At 67.0% G+C, this 19,281-nt stretch carries 19 protein-coding genes and 1 pseudogene; 9 read left to right on the top strand and 11 right to left on the bottom strand.

The window, feature by feature from the left end; genetic code table 11:
• The 4 genes and pseudogenes from CF70_RS38415 to CF70_RS29575 form a co-directional block, all read right to left on the bottom strand.
• Positions 1-438: pseudogene (locus CF70_RS38415) on the bottom strand (tetratricopeptide repeat protein); the annotation flags it as partial.
• A gap of 46 nt (positions 439-484) precedes the next feature.
• Positions 485-1,015: a DNA-deoxyinosine glycosylase gene (locus CF70_RS29585; RefSeq protein WP_051649214.1), complete on the bottom strand. Its 531-nt coding sequence runs from the start codon at positions 1,013-1,015 to the stop codon at positions 485-487.
• Positions 1,016-1,157: 142 nt separating this feature from the next.
• A complete protein-coding gene (gene htpG, locus CF70_RS29580) occupies positions 1,158-3,071 on the bottom strand; it encodes a molecular chaperone HtpG (RefSeq protein ID WP_035873895.1) in 1,914 nt (637 codons plus the stop codon).
• 203 nt (positions 3,072-3,274) lie between these two features.
• Complete coding sequence (locus tag CF70_RS29575) at positions 3,275-4,810, bottom strand: PLP-dependent aminotransferase family protein (protein WP_035873889.1); 1,536 nt, start codon at positions 4,808-4,810, stop codon at positions 3,275-3,277.
• A gap of 84 nt (positions 4,811-4,894) precedes the next feature.
• Between CF70_RS29575 and CF70_RS29570 the strand changes: the two genes are divergently transcribed.
• The 8 genes from CF70_RS29570 (at position 4,895) to CF70_RS29535 (ending at position 10,997) form a co-directional block, all read left to right on the top strand.
• Positions 4,895-5,578 carry a VOC family protein gene (locus CF70_RS29570; protein ID WP_035873886.1) on the top strand — a complete coding sequence of 228 codons (684 nt, stop codon included), beginning with the start codon at positions 4,895-4,897 and terminating at the stop codon, positions 5,576-5,578.
• Between the two features lie 57 nt (positions 5,579-5,635).
• The gene (locus CF70_RS29565; protein ID WP_035873883.1) at positions 5,636-6,352 is read left to right on the top strand and encodes an alanyl-tRNA editing protein; all 717 of its coding nucleotides are present in this window, start codon (positions 5,636-5,638) and stop codon (positions 6,350-6,352) included.
• 22 nt (positions 6,353-6,374) lie between these two features.
• The gene (locus CF70_RS29560) at positions 6,375-7,013 is read left to right on the top strand and encodes a LysE family translocator (protein WP_035873947.1); all 639 of its coding nucleotides are present in this window, start codon (positions 6,375-6,377) and stop codon (positions 7,011-7,013) included.
• A 75-nt stretch (positions 7,014-7,088) separates the two neighbouring features.
• Entirely contained in the window at positions 7,089-8,027 is a 939-nt protein-coding gene (locus tag CF70_RS29555; RefSeq protein ID WP_152561955.1) for a DMT family transporter, read from the top strand.
• 11 nt (positions 8,028-8,038) lie between these two features.
• A complete protein-coding gene (locus CF70_RS29550; protein WP_035873879.1) occupies positions 8,039-8,497 on the top strand; it encodes a RidA family protein in 459 nt (152 codons plus the stop codon).
• A 102-nt stretch (positions 8,498-8,599) separates the two neighbouring features.
• Positions 8,600-8,929, top strand: coding sequence for a DHCW motif cupin fold protein (locus CF70_RS29545; RefSeq protein WP_035873877.1), 330 nt, complete (start codon positions 8,600-8,602; stop codon positions 8,927-8,929).
• A gap of 39 nt (positions 8,930-8,968) precedes the next feature.
• Positions 8,969-10,156: a PLP-dependent aminotransferase family protein gene (locus tag CF70_RS29540; protein WP_035873874.1), complete on the top strand. Its 1,188-nt coding sequence runs from the start codon at positions 8,969-8,971 to the stop codon at positions 10,154-10,156.
• A gap of 196 nt (positions 10,157-10,352) precedes the next feature.
• Complete coding sequence (locus CF70_RS29535; protein WP_035873867.1) at positions 10,353-10,997, top strand: glutathione S-transferase family protein; 645 nt, start codon at positions 10,353-10,355, stop codon at positions 10,995-10,997.
• Between the two features lie 52 nt (positions 10,998-11,049).
• Here the strand turns inward: CF70_RS29535 and CF70_RS29530 are convergent, their stop codons facing one another.
• On the bottom strand, positions 11,050-11,703 hold the full coding sequence (locus CF70_RS29530; RefSeq protein WP_035873864.1) for a LysE family translocator: 654 nt from the start codon (positions 11,701-11,703) through the stop codon (positions 11,050-11,052).
• Positions 11,704-12,081: 378 nt separating this feature from the next.
• Here CF70_RS29530 and CF70_RS29525 point away from each other — a divergent pair, with 378 nt between their 5' ends.
• Positions 12,082-13,758, top strand: coding sequence for an L-lactate permease (locus CF70_RS29525; protein ID WP_035873861.1), 1,677 nt, complete (start codon positions 12,082-12,084; stop codon positions 13,756-13,758).
• Between the two features lie 93 nt (positions 13,759-13,851).
• Here CF70_RS29525 and CF70_RS29520 read toward each other — a convergent pair whose 3' ends face one another.
• The 6 genes from CF70_RS29520 to CF70_RS38410 all read right to left on the bottom strand — a co-directional run.
• Positions 13,852-14,277, bottom strand: a complete 426-nt coding sequence (locus tag CF70_RS29520) for a type II toxin-antitoxin system VapC family toxin (RefSeq protein WP_035873857.1) — start codon at positions 14,275-14,277, stop codon at positions 13,852-13,854.
• A complete protein-coding gene (locus tag CF70_RS29515) occupies positions 14,271-14,543 on the bottom strand; it encodes a type II toxin-antitoxin system Phd/YefM family antitoxin (protein WP_035873853.1) in 273 nt (90 codons plus the stop codon). Before CF70_RS29515 ends, CF70_RS29520 begins: the two co-directional genes overlap by 7 nt.
• A gap of 194 nt (positions 14,544-14,737) precedes the next feature.
• The gene (gene hutG / locus CF70_RS29510; protein WP_035873851.1) at positions 14,738-15,685 is read right to left on the bottom strand and encodes a formimidoylglutamase; all 948 of its coding nucleotides are present in this window, start codon (positions 15,683-15,685) and stop codon (positions 14,738-14,740) included.
• A complete protein-coding gene (locus tag CF70_RS29505) occupies positions 15,682-16,989 on the bottom strand; it encodes an MFS transporter (RefSeq protein WP_035873848.1) in 1,308 nt (435 codons plus the stop codon). Before CF70_RS29505 ends, hutG begins: the two co-directional genes overlap by 4 nt.
• Before the next feature lie 185 nt (positions 16,990-17,174).
• Positions 17,175-18,575, bottom strand: coding sequence for an amino acid permease (locus CF70_RS29500; RefSeq protein WP_035873845.1), 1,401 nt, complete (start codon positions 18,573-18,575; stop codon positions 17,175-17,177).
• A gap of 96 nt (positions 18,576-18,671) precedes the next feature.
• Positions 18,672-19,281 (bottom strand): aromatic amino acid lyase (locus tag CF70_RS38410; protein WP_035873843.1); only part of this gene is annotated, 610 nt, incomplete at its 5' end.

Below are 19,281 nucleotides of genomic sequence, written 5' to 3'. Positions count from 1 at the left end.
CGCGGCCACGGCGGCGGCATGGCCGCCGGTGGCGAACTGCGCGCGCGCCAGGCCCAGCAGCAGCGCCGGGTCGGTGGCAAACGGGCCGCTGGCGGCGGCCTCGTAGTGTTCCAGCGCGGCCTTGGGGTCGCCGGCATCCAGCAAGGCGGCGCCCAGGCGCATGCGGTGATCGACGGTGGGCGCACGGTCGAATGCGTCGCGCGCCTCGCGCACCGCGCGGTTGGGGTCGACCAGCTGGCCGATGGCGCGCGTGGCGGCCCGCGCACCGCGCGTCTGGCGCAGGCCGGGCAGGTAGATGGCGAAAAAATACACCACGCTGCCCAGCCCCGGGAAGGCAAACAGGATCAGCAGCCAGTACATGTTCTGCTGCGTGCGCACCGCATGCACGGCAAAGAACACCGCGACGATGACGTGAAAACCAATTCCTAGGTATGGCATTGTCGATCTACCTGCATAGCGTTGGACGGCGGCGTGCCACCGTCTTTCATGGCCGCGATTGTGACAGAAGCGCGCGCCACAACTCCAGCTTCTGCGCGAAGTTGCGCGCCGCATGGGCGGGGCTGGACGATGGCAACACCACCGTCTCGTAGCCGGCCGCCGCGAACTGCGGCGCGAAGCGTCCCGAGGTGCCGCCGTTGAAGCCCACCCGCCGCAAATCTGGCGCCAGTGCCTTCAGCCGCACGAAGTCGTTGGCCTGCGGGTGGCGGATATTGCTGTCCAGGCTGCCCTCGCGCACGCAGGCGCCGAGCACGTCCCACACGCCGATGCGATGGGACAGCAGCCGCGCCAGCCGCTCCGCGTAAGGCAGCTCGGCCAGCGGCTCGCCGGTCAGCGCCCCCAGGAGCGGCCAGAACTGGTTGCGCGGATGGGCGTAGTACTGCCGCGCCGCCAAAGAGGCGGCGCCGGGAAAACTGCCCAGCACCAGCACGCGGGTGTGCCGGTCGATGACCGGGGGCAGGCCTTGCTGGAGATCGGGAGGGAGAGCCGGGAAGGATGCGGGGGATGGAACTTGCATGGCGGGAGTGTACCGCGCGGGAACCGGCTGGCCCGGAGGCGGACAAGCGCTTGCGCGGCTTGCTTGCGTTGGCTTGCCGCCAGCGCCCGCCCCCCTCTCCACCGGTGCGCGGGGGAGAGGGGGGGCCAAACCGCTGCTTGCGTTACGCCAGCAGCTTGTTGATGCGGTGCACGTAGGCCGACGGATCCTCGAGCGTGCCGCCCTCGGCCAGCAGGGCCTGGTCGAACAGCACATGCACGCGATCGCCGAAGGCTTCGTCCGTGGGGCCGGCTTCCGCCAGCGCGCGCAGCTTGCGCACCAGCGCGTGGTCCGGGTTCAGTTCCAGGATGGGCTGGGCGTCCGGCGCCTTCTGGCCAGCCTGCTTCAGCAGGCGTTGCAGGTAGCCGCTCATGTCGCCTTCGTCCGACACCAGGCAGGACGCGGACTCGGTCAGGCGCAGCGTCACGCGAACGTCCTTGGCCTTGCCTTCCAGCACGGTCTTGGCGCGTTCCAGCACGTCCTTCCAGTCGCCTTCCGCCTTTTCCTGCTCGGCCTTCTCGTCGGCATCGGCCAGTGCGCCGAGCTCCAGGTCGCCGCGTGCCACCGAGACCAGTTCCTTGCCATCGAACTCGCGCAGGAAGGACAGCATCCACTCGTCCACGCGGTCGGTGAGCAACAGCACTTCGATGCCCTTCTTGCGGAACACTTCCAGGTGCGGGCTGGACTTGGCCGCGGACCAGCTGTCGGCCGTGACGTAGTAGATCTTGTCCTGGCCTTCCTTCATGCGGCTCACGTAGGCGGCGAGCGCCACGCTCTGCTCGGCGGTGTCCTGCTGCGTGGAAGCAAAGCGCAGCAGCTTGGCGATGCGTTCCAGGTTGCCGGCGTCTTCGCCCAGGCCTTCCTTGAGTGCCTGGCCGAACTGCTGCCAGAAGGTGGTGTACTTGGCGCGTTCGGCTTCGTCGTCGCTGTCGGCCAGCGTTTCCAGCATCGACAGCACGCGCTTGGTGCAGCCTTCGCGGATGGCCTTGACGTCGCGGCTTTCCTGCAGCAACTCACGCGAGACGTTGAGCGGCAGGTCGGCCGAATCCACCACGCCCTTGACGAAGCGCAGGTAGGCCGGCAGCAACTGGTCGGCGTCGTCCATGATGAAGACGCGCTTCACATAGAGCTTGAGGCCGCCCTTGTGGTTGCGGTCCCACAGGTCGAACGGCGCGCGCGCCGGCACGTACAGCAACTGCGTGTACTCGCTGCGGCCTTCGACGCGGTTGTGGGTGTAGGCCAGCGGCGCTTCGTTGTCGTGCGCGATGTGCTGGTAGAAGGCGGTGTACTGCTCTTCGGTGATGTCCGACTTGGAGCGGGTCCACAGCGCGCTTGCCTGGTTCACGCTTTCCCACTCGCCGGTGGCCTTGTAGGCGCTGGCCTCGGCATCCCACACTTCCTTGGGCATGCGGATCGGCAGCGAGATATGGTCGGAGTACTTCTGGATGATGCCCTTGAGCTTCCAGGCCGAGAGAAAATCGTCCTCGCCTTCGCGCAGGTGCAGCGTGATGGTGGAACCACGCTCGGCGCGGTCGATGACGTCCACGCTGAACTCGCCGTCGCCGGCGCTTTCCCAGCGTACGGCTTCGCTCGCGGGCAGGCCGGCGCGGCGGGTCTCCACCGTCACCTTGTCGGCCACGATAAAGGCCGAGTAGAAACCCACGCCGAACTGGCCGATCAGGGCGGCGTCCTTTTGCTGGTCGCCGGAGAGTTGCTGGAAGAATTCCTTGGTGCCCGAACGGGCGATGGTGCCGAGGTTGCGGATCGCCTCATCGCGGCTCATGCCGATACCGTTGTCGGTGATCTTCAGCGTGCGCGCCGCGGGATCGGCCTCGATGCGGATCGCCAGGTCGGCATCGTTCTCGAGCAGGGCCGGGTTGGCAATCGCCTCGAAGCGCAGCTTGTCGGTGGCGTCGGAAGCATTCGAAACCAGCTCGCGCAGGAAAATTTCCTTGTTGCTGTACAGCGAGTGGATCATCAGGTGCAGCAGTTGCTTCACTTCCGCCTGGAAGCTCATCGTCTCGTGCGGTGCGTTCATGGTTCTCCTCTTAACAAACTTGGCTAACTTGGGAATCTGGGTCATGTGGCGGACCGGGCCCGGTGCTGCCGGGGCCGGTCCGCCCGAACATCTGGCAATGCCGGGCCGCCCCCTCCAGGTACCGGCCCGGCATGACGCCGATGTCCGGAAACATAGGGGCGGCGGCGCCGTTTTCAAGATGCGGCGCGTGGGCGCCTGCGCCGCTAGCGCCGGTCCAGCTGGCGCGCCAGGAAGGCCAGCATATCGGGATCCTGGCTGCTGGCCACATTGAAGCGCATCCAGCCCGAGGGCATCTGGGAGGGTGAAAACAGGCTGCCCGGCGCGAACAGGTAGCCTTCTTCGTGGCCGGCGGTGGCGATGGCGTTGGTGTCCCGCCCGGTGTCCGCCCACAGGTACATGCCGGCGTGCTGCCCGGGAAACAGCGCCAGGCCGAGCCGTTCGATGGTACGGCGGGTGTCGTCGCGGGCGCGGTCGAGCCGGTTGCGCACCCGCTCCACATGCTTGCGGTAGTGGCCTTCCGTCAGCACCTTATAGAGCACTCGCTCGTTGATCTCCGGCGAGGCCAGCCCCGCCAGCAGCTTGCTGTCGGTCAGGCTGGCGGCCAGTTCGGGGTGCGCCGCGATAAAACCCACCCGCAGGTTGGCGGCCAGCGTCTTGGAGAAGCTGCCCAGGTAGATCACGCGGCGCAACTGATCCAGGCTGGCCAGCCGGGTGGCGGCGTGGCCGGGCGGGCACAGGTCGCAATAGATGTCGTCCTCGACGATCAGCAGGTCATATTGCTCGGCCAGCCGCAGCAGCTGGAAGGCCTTGGCGGCCGACAGCGAGGTGCCGGTCGGGTTGTGCAGTACCGAGTTGATCACCATCAGGCGCGGCCGGCGCGCCTGCAGGATGCGCTCCAGTGCTTCCAGGTCGGGGCCTTCGGCGGTGTAGGGCATGCCGATCAGTTGGGCGCCCTGGGCGGCAAAGCGGCCGAACATGACGAACCAGGCCGGATCACCCACCAGTACGGCGTCGCCCGGCCGCAGGTAGAGCCGGGCGATCAGGTCGAGTGCCTGGGTGATGCCGGAGGTCAGCACGATCTGGTCCGGGGTGGCGCCGATCTCCAGCTCGGCCAGGCGGTTGCGCAGTTGCTGGCGCAGGGGCAGGAAGCCCTGCGGCGTGCCGCTGGCCAGGAAATGGCTGCCCGGCTGGCGGCCCAGGCCGCGCAGCGCGCTGGCGATCAGCTCGCCGTCCAGCCAGTCGTTGGGCAGGAAGCCCATCCCCGGGGACTTATGCGGCTCGGTGGAGTGGAACATGCTGCGCAGCAGCCAGGTCACGTCGATATTGCGCCCGCCGGTAGCCACGGGCGCTACCGCCGCCACCTGCGGCGTGCGCTCGCGCACATAGAAGCCCGAGCCGCGACGCGATTCCAGGTAGCCCAGCGCCACCAGCCGCTCGTAGGCATCGACCACGGTGAAGCGCGAGATGCCCTTTTCCTGCGCGAGCTGGCGGATCGAGGGCATCCGCATGCCGGCGCGGAACACCCGCTCGTCGATACGCATCCGCGCCCATTCGGTCAGTTGCTCCACCAGCGTCATCTGCGCCGAGGGCACCGGGTCGGGCATGCGTTCGGTGGGGGGCGGCAGCACCAGGCGCAATGACCGCGCCTGTTCGCCGGCGCCGGAGACCGCGCCGTCGTGCTTGCCTGCCCCGGCTCCTTTATCCTTGTGCCCTGGCGCAATCGGGTCCCTGCTGTTCATGCCTTGCTCCCGCCACTGTACTGAGAATGTTCTGCATAACTGTATCGGTACTGTACCGACAACCTTGTCTACCATCAACACACCATGACAATTGCCCTCGACCATCTCGTGATCGCCGCTCCCACGCTTGCCGCGGGGGCGCAGCACGTCGCCGATGCGCTTGGCGTGACACCTCAGCCGGGCGGCGCCCATCCGGGCATGGGCACGCACAATGGCCTGCTCGGCCTGTTCGGCGGGGCCTACATCGAGGTGATCGCAATCGATCCCGAGGCGCCGCCCCCCGCCCGGCCACGCTGGTTCGGCCTGGACACCGAGGCGGTACAGGCACGGCTGCGCTACGGCCCCTTCCTGCTGCACTGGGCGGCGCGGGTGGAGCGGCCAACCGACCTGTCCCTGTGGCAAGCGCAGTACCCCGGGCGCATCCCGCCGGTCATCCCGATGACCCGTGGCGACCTGCGCTGGCGTATCACCGTGCCCGAGGACGGCAGCCTGCCGTCGTGGCCAGCCGAGGATGGAGATGACGCGCCGATCCAGGGCGCAGGCATCCTCCCCACGCTGATCCAGTGGGATGTGCCGGCCCATCCCTCGTCCCGGCTGCCGAACCAGGGCCTGGCGCTGCGCGCGCTGCGCGGCCGGCATCCGCAGGCAGCCCGGCTTGCCGAGGCCATGCAATGGCTGGGCGGCGGCCTGATCGCCCTGGAGGCGTCCACCGTCGCGGAGCTGACCGCGGAGATAGAAACGCCGGATGGCGTGCGCACTCTGCGCTGAACCAGGCGAGAAGCAACAAACACAACAACCACAACAACAATGAAGGAGGCCCGACCGATGTCCGCCACCCGCAAACGCTTCGACGACGACGCTTATCTCGGCAGCTGCACCGCCACCGTGGTGGCCGTGCACGCTGACGGCATCGAACTCGACCAGACCGTGTGCTACGCCCGCAGCGGCGGCCAGGCGGGGGATACCGGCACGCTCAGGCTGGCCAACGGCGCCACCATTGCCCTGCTGGAAACGGTGTACGCCCCGGACCGCAGCCACATCCTGCACGTGCCCGAACCCGGCGCCGCGCTACCGGAGCCGGGCGACATCGTCGCCGTCACCATCGACTGGGAGCGCCGTCACCGGCTGATGCGGCTGCATACCTGCCTGCACCTGCTGGGTTCGCTGATCCCGGTGCCGGTGACCGGCTGCGGCATCTCGCCCGACTCGGCGCGCATTGATTTCGACCTGCCGGAGTCCACGCTCGACAAAGCCGTGCTCACCGAACAGCTCAACGCGCTGATCGGCACCGACAGCCAGGTCGGTATCGAACGCATCACGCCCGAGGAGCTGGCCGCGCAACCGGAACTGGTACGCACCGTGGGCGCCGCGCCACCGGCCGGCAGCGGCGCGATCCGCATCATCGACATCCCCGGCGTGGACCGCCAGCCCTGCGGCGGCACCCATGTGGCGGCAACCGGCGAAATCGGCGCGGTGGTGGTGACCAAGATCGAGAAGAAGAGCCGCACCAACCGCCGCGTGGTCGTGCAGTTCGCGGCGTAACAAGGGCACGACGACCATGATCATGGACCCTGCCCTGCTGACCGGGTTGTCGGCGGCCCAGTTCGCCGCGCTGCTGTCGCTGATGACGGTGGGCTTGTTCACGCCGGGCCCCAACACCACCATCGCCGCCGTCACCGGCGCCAACTTCGGCTTGCGCGCCACCCTGCCTCACTGCGTGGGCGTGGCGTTCGGCTTCGCCAGCATCCTGGCGCTGTGCGCGGCCGGCGTGGGCGCGCTGATCCTGGCCAGCCCGGCGCTGGCGCTACTGGTGCGCGCGGCCGGCGTCCTCTACCTGCTGTGGCTGGCGCTCAAGCTGGCGCGCAGCACCGTACTGTCGGACAAGCAGGTACTGCGCCCGCTATCGGTGTGGCAATCGGCAGCGCTGCAATACGCCAATATCAAGGCGTGGATGCTGGCGCTGGCGACGGCCGCCTCGTACATGGCCGACGCCCAGTCGCCGCTGCACCGGGCCTTGCTGGTGTGCACCGTGTTCGGCGTGCTTGGCTTCGTCAGCAACGGCGTGTACGGCATGCTCGGCGCCTCGCTGCGGCAATGGCTGCAGGCGGGCCATCGTATCCGCTGGTTCAACCGCGGCATGGGCCTGGCGCTCGCACTGACCGCGCTGTGGATCGCGCTTGCCAGCCGCCCCACCTTTCACTGAGCATCCAACATGGCCGCCAGACCCGCCTCCCTCCCCAACATCGACAACGCCCGCGGCGCTACGCATAGCGGCGGCATGCTGCTCGGCTTTACCGGCGTGGCCATATTCAGCCAGACCTTGCCCTTCACCCGCATGGCGGTGGCCGAACTGGACGCCACCTTCGTGGCGCTCGGCCGCGCGGTGGTGGCAGCACTGCTGGCGCTGGTGCTGCTATGGCAGCGCGGTGCCTTCGCGCGCATGCGCCGGCCCCAGGGCGGCCAGTGGTGGCGCCTGGCGGTGACGGCGCTGGGCGTGGTGGTGGGCTTTCCGCTGTTTTCCTCGCTTGCCATGCGCGAAGTGCCGGCCGGCCATGGCGCCATCATCACCGGCCTGCTGCCGCTGGCCACCGCGGTCTTTGCCGCCTGGTTCGGGGGCGAGCGGCCCTCGCCCGCGTTCTGGCTGTCGGCCGCTGTCGGCAGCGCGCTGGTGATCGCCTTTGCGCTTTGGCAGGGCGCGGGCGGGCTGCAGCACGCCGACTGGCTGCTGTTCGCGGCCATGGTGCTGGGCGCGCTGGGCTACGCCGAAGGCGGCAAGCTGTCACGCGAACTTGGCGGGCTGGAAACCATCAGCTGGGCGCTGGTGGTGGCGCTGCCGCTGCTGCTGCCGGCGGTGGCCTGGCTGGCGCTGCAACACCCCGGTCAGATTGCCGCTGCCTCGCCGCGCGCGTGGCTCGGCATGGGTTATGTGTCCGTGTTCTCGATGTTCATCGGCTTCCTGTTCTGGTACGCCGGGCTCGCAAAAGGCGGCGTGGCGCGCGTGGGGCAGATACAATTGCTGCAGCCGTTCCTCACGCTGGCGGGCGGCGCCCTGCTGCTGGCCGAACCGCTCGATGCCGTCACCCTGGCGTTTGCGGTGGCGGTGATCGGCGTGGTAGCCCTGGGCCGCCGAACCGCCGTGCGCAGCGCCCCCGCGAGTCCCATGCCCGCGCGGGCCGTCGAAGAACCCCACCCTGCCCCTACGGGACGATCCCTCTGACTGGAGACCCTATGTCCGTTCACGACACCCTTGCCCGCCTCGGCATTGCATTGCCCACCGCTGGCGCACCGGCCGCCGCCTATGTCATGGCCGCGCAAACCGGCAACACCGTGTTCCTTTCGGGCCACATTGCCCGCAAGGATGGCAAACCCTGGGTAGGCAAGCTGGGCAAGGACCTGGGCACCGAAGACGGCAAGGTTGCCGCGCGCGGCATCGCCGTGGACCTGCTGGCCACGCTGAACACCCACCTGGGCGGCGACTTGGACCGCGTCACCCGCATCGTCAAGGTGATGAGCCTGGTCAACTCCACGGAGGACTTCACCGAGCAGCACCTGGTGACCAACGGCGCCTCGGAGTTGCTGGCGGAAGTCTTCGGCGAGGCCGGCAAGCATGCCCGCAGCGCCTTTGGCGTAGCGCAGATCCCGCTGGGCGCCTGCGTCGAGATCGAGATGATCGTCGAAGTGAAGTAAGCCGGCGTGAAGCGATAAGGCAGAACAAAGTGAATTGAAGTCAGGCCAGGGACCGGGGACTCCCCCTCCCTGCGCCCAATCAGTTGAAGGCACCTCCCACCCATGCGTATCGACAACCTGCCTTTCGGCACTACCGACTGGTCTGACATCACCCCGACCCGCCACCCCGGCGACACCGGGGAAGCCCTCTGGCGCACCCGCCAGTTCGGCGATATCCGTGTTCGCATGGTGGAGTATTCCGCCGGGTACCTCGCCGATCACTGGTGCACCAAAGGGCACATCCTGTTTGTACTGGAAGGCGAACTGCATACCGAGCTGGAAGACGGCCGGCATTTCGTGCTCGCCGCGGGCACGAGCTACCAGGTAGCCGACCACGCCGAACCGCACCGCTCGTCCACCCCGACCGGCGCGCGGCTTTTTATCGTTGACTGAGTCGATCCCGTTCGACTCCCCACATACCAAGAGAACATCATGAACTGGGCCATCTCCCGCCGGGCGCAACAGCTGACCAGCTCGGCCATCCGCGAAATCCTGAAAGTCACCGAGCGTCCGGAAGTCATTTCCTTCGCTGGTGGCCTGCCCTCCCCGGCCACATTCCCGGTAGCGGCCATGGAACAGGCGGTGGCCCGGATCTTCGCCGACAATCCGCAGGCAGCGCTGCAATACGCCGCGACCGAAGGCTACATGCCGCTGCGCGAATTCATTGCCAAGCGGCATAACGTGGACGTGGAGCGCGTGCTGATCACCACCGGCTCGCAACAGGCGCTGGACCTGATCGCCAAGGTGATGATCGATCCGGGCAGCCCGGTGCTGGTGGAAACGCCCAGCTACCTTGGCGCGCTGCAGGCCTTCTCGCTGTTCGAGCCGGAATTCGTCTCGGTGCCGGGCGATGACAAGAGCCTGCTGCCCGAAGCCCTCACGCCCGAGCTGACCGCCGGCGCGCGCTTCCTCTACGCCCTGCCCAACTTCCAGAATCCCACCGGACGGCGCATGCCGCTGGAACGCCGCCAGGCGCTGGTGGCGCGCGCGCGCGAACTTGGCGTGCTGCTGGTCGAGGACGATCCCTACGGTGAACTGAGCTACCACGGCGACCAGTTGCCCAGCCTGCTGTCGATGAATCCCGACGGCGTGATCTACATGGGCTCGTTCTCCAAGATCCTCGCACCCGGCCTGCGCCTGGGCTTCGTGATCGCCCCGCCCGACCTGCATTTCAAGCTGTGCCAGGCCAAGCAGGCATCGGACCTGCACACACCCAGCTTTACCCAGCGCCTGGCTTACGAGGTGGTGCGCGACGGCCTGCTGGACACGCACATCCCGACCATCCGCACGCTCTACGCCGCGCAGTGCCAGGCCATGCTGGATTCGCTTGGGCGCCACATGCCCGAAGGCGTGACCTGGAACGCGCCGGAGGGCGGCATGTTCATCTGGATGGAGCTGCCCGAAGGGCTGGACAGCATGGAGATCCTGCAGGAAGCGGTCAAGCGCAACGTGGCCTATGTGCCGGGCGCGCCGTTCTACGCCAGCAACCCGCGCCGCAACGCGCTGCGGCTGGCTTTCGTCACGGTGGCGCCGGAGCGCATCGAACAGGGCGTGGCCATCCTCGGCACGCTGTTCCGCGAAGCCATCGCCAAGCACGCGCCGCAGGCCAAGGCAGCCTGAGGCATCGCGCAGGCAACGCCTGCGCGAACCGGGCCAGCCTGACGGCCGGCCCGGCTGCCGTGCCGATACAACGCATACATCTCCCGGCTGATTCCTCGGCGGCGGGCTTCATGGCAAGATAACAACATCACCCGTCAGCCCGGGCCCTGCGCCGCATAGCGCATGGAGCGGCCCAAGCCATCAGGAGAAGATTGTCGTGCTGCGTATCTGGGGTCGGCTCTCATCGATCAATGTGCAGAAAGTAGTCTGGTGCGCGCGCGAGCTGCACCTGGACCACGAACGCATCGACATCGGCGTCAGCGAGGGCGACCTCGATACCGAAGCCTATGTCCGGCTCAACCCCGACCGCAGCATTCCGGTGATCGAGGATTTCCGCGGCACCGACGTCGGCGGCGAGCCTTTTGTGCTGTGGGAGTCCAACGCCATCGTGCGCTATCTTTGCGCGCATGACGGCGAGGACACCCTGTGGCCCGGCAACGTCAAGGCGCGCGCGCTGGCTGACCGCTGGATGGACTGGCAGACCAACGCCTTCAGTCCCGCCATGGTCGACGCGTTTCGCCAGCTGGTGCGGGTGCCCGCCGGACAGCGCGACCCCGACCTGATCGCCCGCTCCCTGGAACGCACCGAACCGCTGGCGGCCCGGCTCGACGAAGCCCTGGCCCAACGCGAGTTCATCTGCGGCGACCGCTTCACCATGGCCGATATCCCGCTGGCCTGCGCCGCGCACCGCTGGCTGGGCCTGCCGGTGACGCGCCAGCCCCGTGCGCATCTCGAACGCTGGCTTGCCGCGATGCGCGCCCGGCCGGCCGCCACGGGCATCCTGGTGCTGCCGCTCACCTGAAACGCAGCCTGCCCATCCTCCCCGCCTCAACAGCCAACGTACCTGCCGGCGGCTACTTGCTGTTGCGTCCGCCCGACACTGCCGCCAGCACGCCCAGACCGATCAATGCGCCGGCGGTCAGGTAGCGGCCTGCGGACTGCACGCCTCTTGCACGGGACAGATATGGCAACACAGCCGCCGCGGCCAGCACATAGCAGCAATCGGTGATGGAGGCGACCAGCACGAAGATGCCGCCAAGGGCAATGCTCTGTGGCAGCGCCGAGACGGCCGGATCCATGAATTGCGGAAGGAAGGCTGCGAAGAACAAGGTGGTCTTGGGGTTGAACAAGGCCACCACGAAGCCATCGCGAAACACGCGCCGCAGGCCGGCGCCTCCGGCTTCCGGCCCTGCTTCGCCGGCGGCCGCCGGAGGCGCACGCAATGCGCGCAGCCCGAGATACACGAGGTAGGCAGCGCCTGCATATTTGATCACGGCAAAAGCCAGCGCCGACACCGCGAACAGCGCCGCCAGCCCCAGCGCGGCCGCCAGTACATTGACCAGGTTGCCCAGCACTACCGCCGCCACCGAAGCCAGTCCGGCAAGCCGCCCTTGCCCAAGGGTGCGCGCCACGATGTAGATCACGGCGGGCCCCGGCGTCACCGCGAGCAACAGGCTGGACAACAGGAAAGCGGCCAGCATGGGACCGCCGGGAATGATGTGATGCATGACGAGACTCCCCCCGCAAGGTTCGGACGCCGCCCTGTCATGCCGGCCAGCCCAGCCTCCGCGGGCGCCAGGGCAGGAAAAGACAACCAGTGCATTCTGCCACCACGGGCCTGGCCAGCATACATTTGCGTATCGAGTGGTTTGGAGTACTCTGCCAATGGCGCGGAGAGTGCGCCAGCCTGCCCCCAGGCAAACCCTGATCCCTGAATCCGGCTCACGACGATGGTGATTCAATTTAGGGGGGCGTGGCAGGAACCCATCCTTAAAATCGCGAAGTCTGTCGGACGCGTGGCTGGCATGGCACGTCGGAACAAGAGCCAAAACGGCAGGCCGGTGCAATCAGAAAACAACCTGCCGCCCAACCCGAGGAGATTCATCGTGTGGAGTCAAGTCTATGACCCGCTAGGCAGCATGGCGCTATCAACGCTAGCTGCCGGCATTCCTGTCGCCGTACTGCTGGCTTCGCTGGCATTCTTCCATATGCAGGCCCACCTGGCCGCCGGCCTGGCGCTGGTGGTGGGCGTGGTCATCGCTGCCGCCGTATTCGGCATGCCAGCCGAGATGGCGGGCAAGGCCGCCGGCCTGGGCATCGTGTCGGGCCTGTTCCCGATCGGCTGGATCGTGCTGAACATCATCTTCCTGCACCGGCTGACCACCCTGAACGGCTCCTTCAAGGTGCTGCAGAACTCGATCTCGGGCATCACCGAAGACCGCCGCCTGCAACTGTTGCTGGTGGCGTTCAGCTTCGGCGCCTTCTTCGAGGGCGCGGCCGGCTTCGGTACGCCGGTGGCGGTCACCGGTGCGATCCTGATCGGGCTTGGCTTTTCGCCGCTGGCCGCCTCCGGCCTGGCGCTGATCGCCAATACCGCGCCGGTGGCATACGGCGCGCTGGGCGCACCGCTGATCGGGCTGGCCTCGGTCACCGGCCTCGACCTGCTGCACCTCTCGGCCATGGTCGGCCGCCAGTTGCCGTTCTTCTCGGTGCTGGTGCCATTCTGGCTGATCTGGGCGTTCGCGGGCTTCCGCGGCATGCTGGCGATCTGGCCGGCAATCCTGGTCGCCGGCGTGACCTTCGCCGTGCCGCAGTTCCTGGTCTCCAACTTCCACGGACCCTGGCTGGTCGATGTGATCGCCGCGCTGGTCTCGATGGGCTGCCTCACTCTGTTCCTGAAAGTGTGGAAGCCCAGGGAAATCTGGACCTCCACCAAGATCCTGGGCCGCCACGATGACTCCAAGGTCGACGACCCTGCGGCCGTGGCCGCCGAAGCACGCGCCAGCGCCGCCTCCGCCAGCATCTCGGTGGTCAAGGCCTGGATGCCGTGGGTGATCCTGACGGTCTTCGTCTTCGTCTGGGGCATTCCGGAATTCAAGAAGCTGATGGATGGCCTGTGGCAATTCAAGTTTCCGATTCCCGGACTCGACAAGGCCGTGCTCAAGGTGCCGCCGGTGGTGCCCAAGGCCATCGCCGAAGGCGCGGTGTTCAACTTCAACGTGCTGTCGATGGCGGGCACCGGCATCCTGGCCTCGGCCTTGCTGGGCGGCTTGCTGATGGGCTACTCGGTACCGCGCCTCGTCAAGGAATACTGGGAAACCATCAAGCTGGTGAAGTATTCGCTGCTGACCATCTGCGCCATGTTCGGCATTGGCTACCTGACCCGCTACTCGGGCCTGGACGCCACCATGGGGCTGGCGTTTGCCCACACTGGCGTGCTCTACCCCCTGTTCGGCACCATGCTGGGATGGCTGGGAGTGGCACTGACCGGCTCCGACACCGCCTCCAACGTGCTGTTTGGCGGCTTGCAGAAGACCACGGCCGAGCAGCTCGGGCTGTCGCCGATCCTGATGGCATCGGCCAACAGCTCAGGCGGCGTGATGGGCAAGATGATCGACGCGCAATCCATCGTGGTGGCATCGACCGCCACCAAGTGGTACGGCCACGAGGGCGACATCCTGCGCTATGTGTTCTTCCACTCGGTAGCGCTGGCGGTTTTGGTCGGACTGTTCATCACGCTGCAGGCGTACGTGCACCCGTTCACGCAGATGGTGATTCACTGAGCTGCCAAACCAGCGGCAATGAAAAAGGCCCCGCCCGTGCATGGGTGGGGCCAGACTGAAGGCGAAACGGGGGCCGGGTGCCGGAAGCCGCGCTCAGCCCCCGAACCAGTTGGCCAGCCGCAAGCCCGCCAGCCCGGCAAAATCCCTGGTATTGCGCGTCACCAACGTCAGGCCGTGCGCCATCGCGACGGATGCGATCTGTCCGTCCACGAAAGGCAGGCTCAGCCCGGCCCGCTCCCGCGAATTGCGTAGCTCGGCATGGATCCGTGCCGCGGCGCTGTCATAGGGCAAGACCGGCAAGCTGCCCGCCACTTCCTGCACGAAACGGCCAACCGCATCCTTGCGCTGGCCATCCGGCAAACGCAGCCAGCCATAACGTAGTTCATGCCAAACTGGTGCCGGAATAGCCAGTTCGCCATCGAATCGGGCCAGATTCGCCATTACCCCTGCATCCGGCCTTGGCCGCATTGTCTCCGAGACAATGTTGGTGTCCAGCAGCCAACTCACGGCGCTCACCATGTGAAATCACGCCCGTCGCCGGATTGACGCACATGCTCGAATGGGTCGGCCTCATCTTCCGCTTGCACGTGCTCGCTGCGCCATTCGCTCAAACGCCCAAAGAAGCCAGACGAGGAACCGACAAGCAGCCGGTATTGCGACCACGACATCAAAACGGCAGCCGGCTGACCGCGCCGGGAGATCAGGAAGGGTTCCTGCCCACTTTCCGCATCCCGAAGCACATCAGCGAGATGCGCTCTTGCCTCCGAGAATGGAATGGTTTGCATGGCGTTGTCCCCTCACTTTAAATGTACAACTCAATTGTACAAGAGTGAGCCACCGACCGTCGACTTACGGCTCTAACCGGCACCTGGCCAATCCTGAGCGCTGGCCGCCGCACGCCAGCGGTTGAACCTCGAAGAAAAAACCCCGCCACTGCCGGCGGGGTTTTTTCTTGCCGCGCGCGCCGTATTTGCTGTGCTCAGGCCATCAGCCGGTAGGCCAGCCGCGCCGCTGCGCGAGCCCCGCAGCCATCGCGGTCGTAGAGCGGATTGAACTCCGCCAGGTCCGCCACGCGCAGCTTGCCGCTGGCGCGCACCAGCATGACGATCGCTTCCACCACCGGCAGCGGCACGCCATAGGCTGCCGGTGCCGACACCGCCGGCATCACCGCTGCCGGCAGCACGTCCAGGTCGATGGTGAGGTAGACATGGTCGACCTTGTCCATCAAGGCCTGCAGTTCGGCAAGCCTCGCGTCGAGGTGCCGTTCCTGCATCTCCACATCCTCGACATAGTGCACGCCAAGCACGTCCGCATGCGCGAACAGCGCGGCGGTATTGCCGAGGCGGCTGACCCCCAGGCACGCGTACTCGAAACGCTGGCCACGCTCCCGGCACGCCTGTGCGATCTGGTCGAACGGCGTGCCCGAACTACCGGGGCGGCCGGTGCGCAAATCCAGGTGCGCATCGAGATTGATTACCAGCATGCGGCCCTGGTCGCCACGGGCATCGAGATGCGCGCGCAGGCCCTGCCAGGTGCCCCAGGCAATCTCGTGGCCGCCGCCCAGCACCAGCGGGAATGCGCCCTGCCCCAACTCCGCGGCGACCGCTTGCGCCAGCGCCTGCTGCGCCGCTTCGAGATCGCCATCGTTGCAGGCCACGTCGCCGGCATCGTGGAAGGCAGCCAGGCCATGCGCAGGGACGCCCGCCAGCGCGCGGCGGATTTCGCGCGGGCCGCCGGCTGCGCCGGCGCGGCCCTGGTTGCGCAGCACGCCGGCATCGCAGCAAAAGCCCAGCAGCACCGGCGCACCGGGTTCGCGCGCGGAACCCTCGGTGCGCACCACATTGAACAGGCGGCGGGTATCGCCGGTCTCGTTGCTATCGGTGCGGCCGCGCCAGACGGTGCCGGCCGCGAAATCCATTTCGCTCATGACAGGCGGCGGCCCAGGGTTTCCGGCACCATCGCCAGGCCGATCAGCGAGACCAGGCCGCAGCCGATCACGTAAAACGCAGGCGCATTGGGGTTGGCGGTGAGATGGATCAGCTCGGTCGAGAAAAACTGGGCGAAGCCACCGAAGATGGCGATCGCCACGCAGTAAGCAATCGACAGGCCTGTCGCGCGCAGGCGCTGCGGCAGCACCTCGCTGACCAGCACCATCGAAGCCGGCGAGGTCATCGACATCGGCACCGAGAGGCAGCCCACCACCAGCAGCAGACGCGTCAGGCTGGGCTCGGCATTGATCAGCACAAAGGCGGGATAGATCATCAGCAGCAATGCCACGCGCGACCACAGCACCACCGGACGGCGGCCCAGGCGGTCGCTCAGCCAGCCCGCGAACGGCGACAACACCACTTGCACGGCGGCGGCCACGCAGGCTGCCCAGATGCCCAGCGACAGCGGCATATGCAACTGGCTGACGGCGTAGTTGCTCAGGTAGTACACCACGATATAGGTCGACGATGCCACGCCGATCATCAACAGGATGCTGGCCACCAGCGCACGGCCGTGTTCACGCAGCAACTGCAGGGTGGAGCCGCGCTCCGACTCGCCAGCGGCCGGCGCGGTTTCTTCCAGGCGGCGGCGGATCACCAGGCCCACCGGAATCACCAGGATGCCGATCACGAATGCCAGGCGCCAGCCCCAGGCCTCCAGCGCTTGCTGCTCCAGCACATTGCTGAGCAGCAGGCCCACCAGCGCGCCGAACAGCGCCGCCAGGCCCTGGCTGAAAGGTTGCCAGCCCGTATAGAAGCCACGCGAGCGGTCATCGGCATATTCCAGCAGCAGTGCCGTGGAAGCGCCCATCTCCCCGCCAATGGCGAAGCCCTGTACCAGCCGCGCGAGCAGGATCATGATGGGTGCCAGCATGCCGATCTGCGCATACGTCGGCGTCACCACGAAGATCACCGAGCTCAGGCCCATCAGCCAGAGCGTCAGCGCCACCGCCGGCTTGCGCCCGACACGGTCGGCATACATGCCGATCAGCAGGCCGCCCAGCGGGCGCATCAGGAAGCCCACGCCGAAGGTGGCGAAGGACAACAGCAACTGCCCGGTGGGATCGGAGACCGGGAAATACAGGCGGCCGATCAGCGTGGCGAAGAAGCTGTAGACCACGAAGTCGTAGAACTCCAGGCCATTGCCGACGGTGATGGCCGCGATGGACTTGAACCTGGACAGAGGCCGGGCCGTGGCGGCATGCTGCACCGCTATGCCGGGAATAGTGTTGTCAATGGACATGATGTAACTCCGAAGCAAGAAAATCCTGGCCGCCCGCAAGCGGGCGGTGAGCGCAACCCAGAGAGGGTGTTGTTCGCGCCACTACGGCAGCGCGCGGAGCTGGCGTGCGCTGCCGGTTACCCTGGCATCCGGCTAGTCAGATGCCAGGCAACGCGGACCATGCCGAGGCATGGTCCGCGCATGTCTCAGTCCGCCGCAAGGGAGGAAGCAGGCGCACCCTCCTGGCCGGGCGAGCGTCCCCAGCACCACCACGCCACCACCAGCAGCAGCAGCCACACCGCGCCCACCAGCAGCGCGGCTCGGGTCTGCGGGAACCAGCCAAGCACGCCGAAGACGAACAGCATGAAGGCGATGGCCGCGAGCGGTGCCACCGGCCAGAACGGCACGGGGAATTTCAGCGCCGCCACTTCGGCGCGGCTCATGCGCCTGCGCAAGGCGACCTGCGACAGCAAGATCATCAGCCACACCCAGACCGTGGCAAAGGTGGCAATGGAAGCGATCAGCGTGAACACGTCCTCGGGCATCACGTAGTTGAGCACCACGCCGGCCAGCAAGGCGAAGGCCATCACCACCACCGTCATCCAGGGCACGCCCTTGCGCGATACGCTGGCGAAGATGCGTGGCGCCTGCCGCTGCACCGCCATGCCATACAGCATGCGGCCGGCACCGAAGATGTCGCTATTGATGGCGGATACCGCGGCGGAGATGACCACGACATTGAGCAACGCGGCGGCCGAGCCAATGCCCAGCCGGCTGAAGATCTGCACAAAGGGGCTGCCCTCGCTGCCGATGCGGTGCCAAGGATAGAGAGACATCAGCACCGCCAGCGTCAGCACATAGAACAGCAGGATGCGCAGGGGCACCGCGTTGATCGCGCGCGGAATCACGCGCTCCGGGTCGCGCGCCTCGCCGGCCGTGATGCCGATGATCTCGATGCCGCCAAAGGCGAACATCACCACGGCGAACGAGGCGATCACGCCAGCCATGCCGTTGGGCATGAAGCCGCCGTGCGCCCAGAGGTTGTGGATGCCGGTGGCAACGCCACCGTCGGCCATGCCGAAGCCGAACAGCATGATGGCAACGCCGCCGCCGATCATCGCGACGATGGCGCCAACCTTCAGCAGCGAAAGCCAGAACTCCAGTTCACCGAACACCTTGACGCTGAGCAGGTTGAGGCCGCCGATCAGGAACACGATGCCGAGCACCCAGATCCAGCGCGGCACGTCCGGAAACCAGAAGCCCATGTAAATGCCGAAGGCAGTCACGTCCGCCAGGCAAACGACGATCATCTCGAAGGCATAGGTCCAGCCAAGCAGGAAGCCCGCCAGCGGTCCCAGGCCGGTGCTGGCGTACTGGCCGAACGAACCCGCCACCGGATTGCGCACCGCCATCTCGCCCAGCGCGCGCATCACCATGTAGACCGCGGCGCCACCGATCAAGTAGGCCAGCAGCACCGCCGGTCCCGCGGCCTGGATGGCCGAGGCCGAGCCATAGAAAAGTCCCGTGCCAATGGCCGATCCGAGCGCCATGAAGCGGATATGACGGGCGCTGAGGCCACGCTGCAGGCCTTGCGACTGCTCTTGCATCTATTTGTCTCCGAATCATTATTCTGTCGCGCCCGGGGCGCGGGCTGCGGCCTGCTGCGTGGCAGGCGTCCCGCCCCCGGGCGTCATGCCCAAGCCTCAGAGGCTGGGCAGCAACCGCGCCGGCAGCAGCGCATTCAGGGTGCCGCCCGCCAGCAACCGGCTCGCCGTCTCGATATCCGGCGCAAAGAAGCGGTCCTTCTCGTAATAGGGCACCTCGGCGCGCAGCAGGCTGCGCGCCTGCTCCAGCTTGGGCGAACTCTTCAGGCCTTCGCGGAAGTCCAGGCCCTGGCAGGCGCCCAGCCACTCCACGGCAAGGATGCCGCGCACGTTCTCGGCCATCGCCCACAGGCGCTTGCCGGCATTCGGCGCCATCGACACGTGGTCTTCCTGGTTGGCCGAGGTCGGCAGGCTGTCGACGCTGTGCGGATGGGCCAGTGCCTTGTTATCGCTGGCCAGCGCGGCAGCGGTGACCTGGGCGATCATGAAGCCCGAATTGACGCCGCCGTTGGCCACCAGGAAAGGCGGCAGCTGCGACATATGGCGGTCCATCATCAGCGAGATACGGCGCTCCGACAGTGAGCCGATCTCGGCGATGGCCAGTGCCAGGTTGTCGGCAGCCATCGCCACCGGTTCGGCGTGGAAATTGCCGCCCGAGATCACGTCGCCTTCGGCGGCAAACACCAAGGGGTTGTCCGAGACCGCGTTG

The sequence above is a fragment of the Cupriavidus sp. SK-3 genome, assembly GCF_000611145.1.
Taxonomy (GTDB): Bacteria; Pseudomonadota; Gammaproteobacteria; order Burkholderiales; family Burkholderiaceae; genus Cupriavidus.
This window is presented reverse-complemented; position numbering and strand designations above follow the sequence as displayed.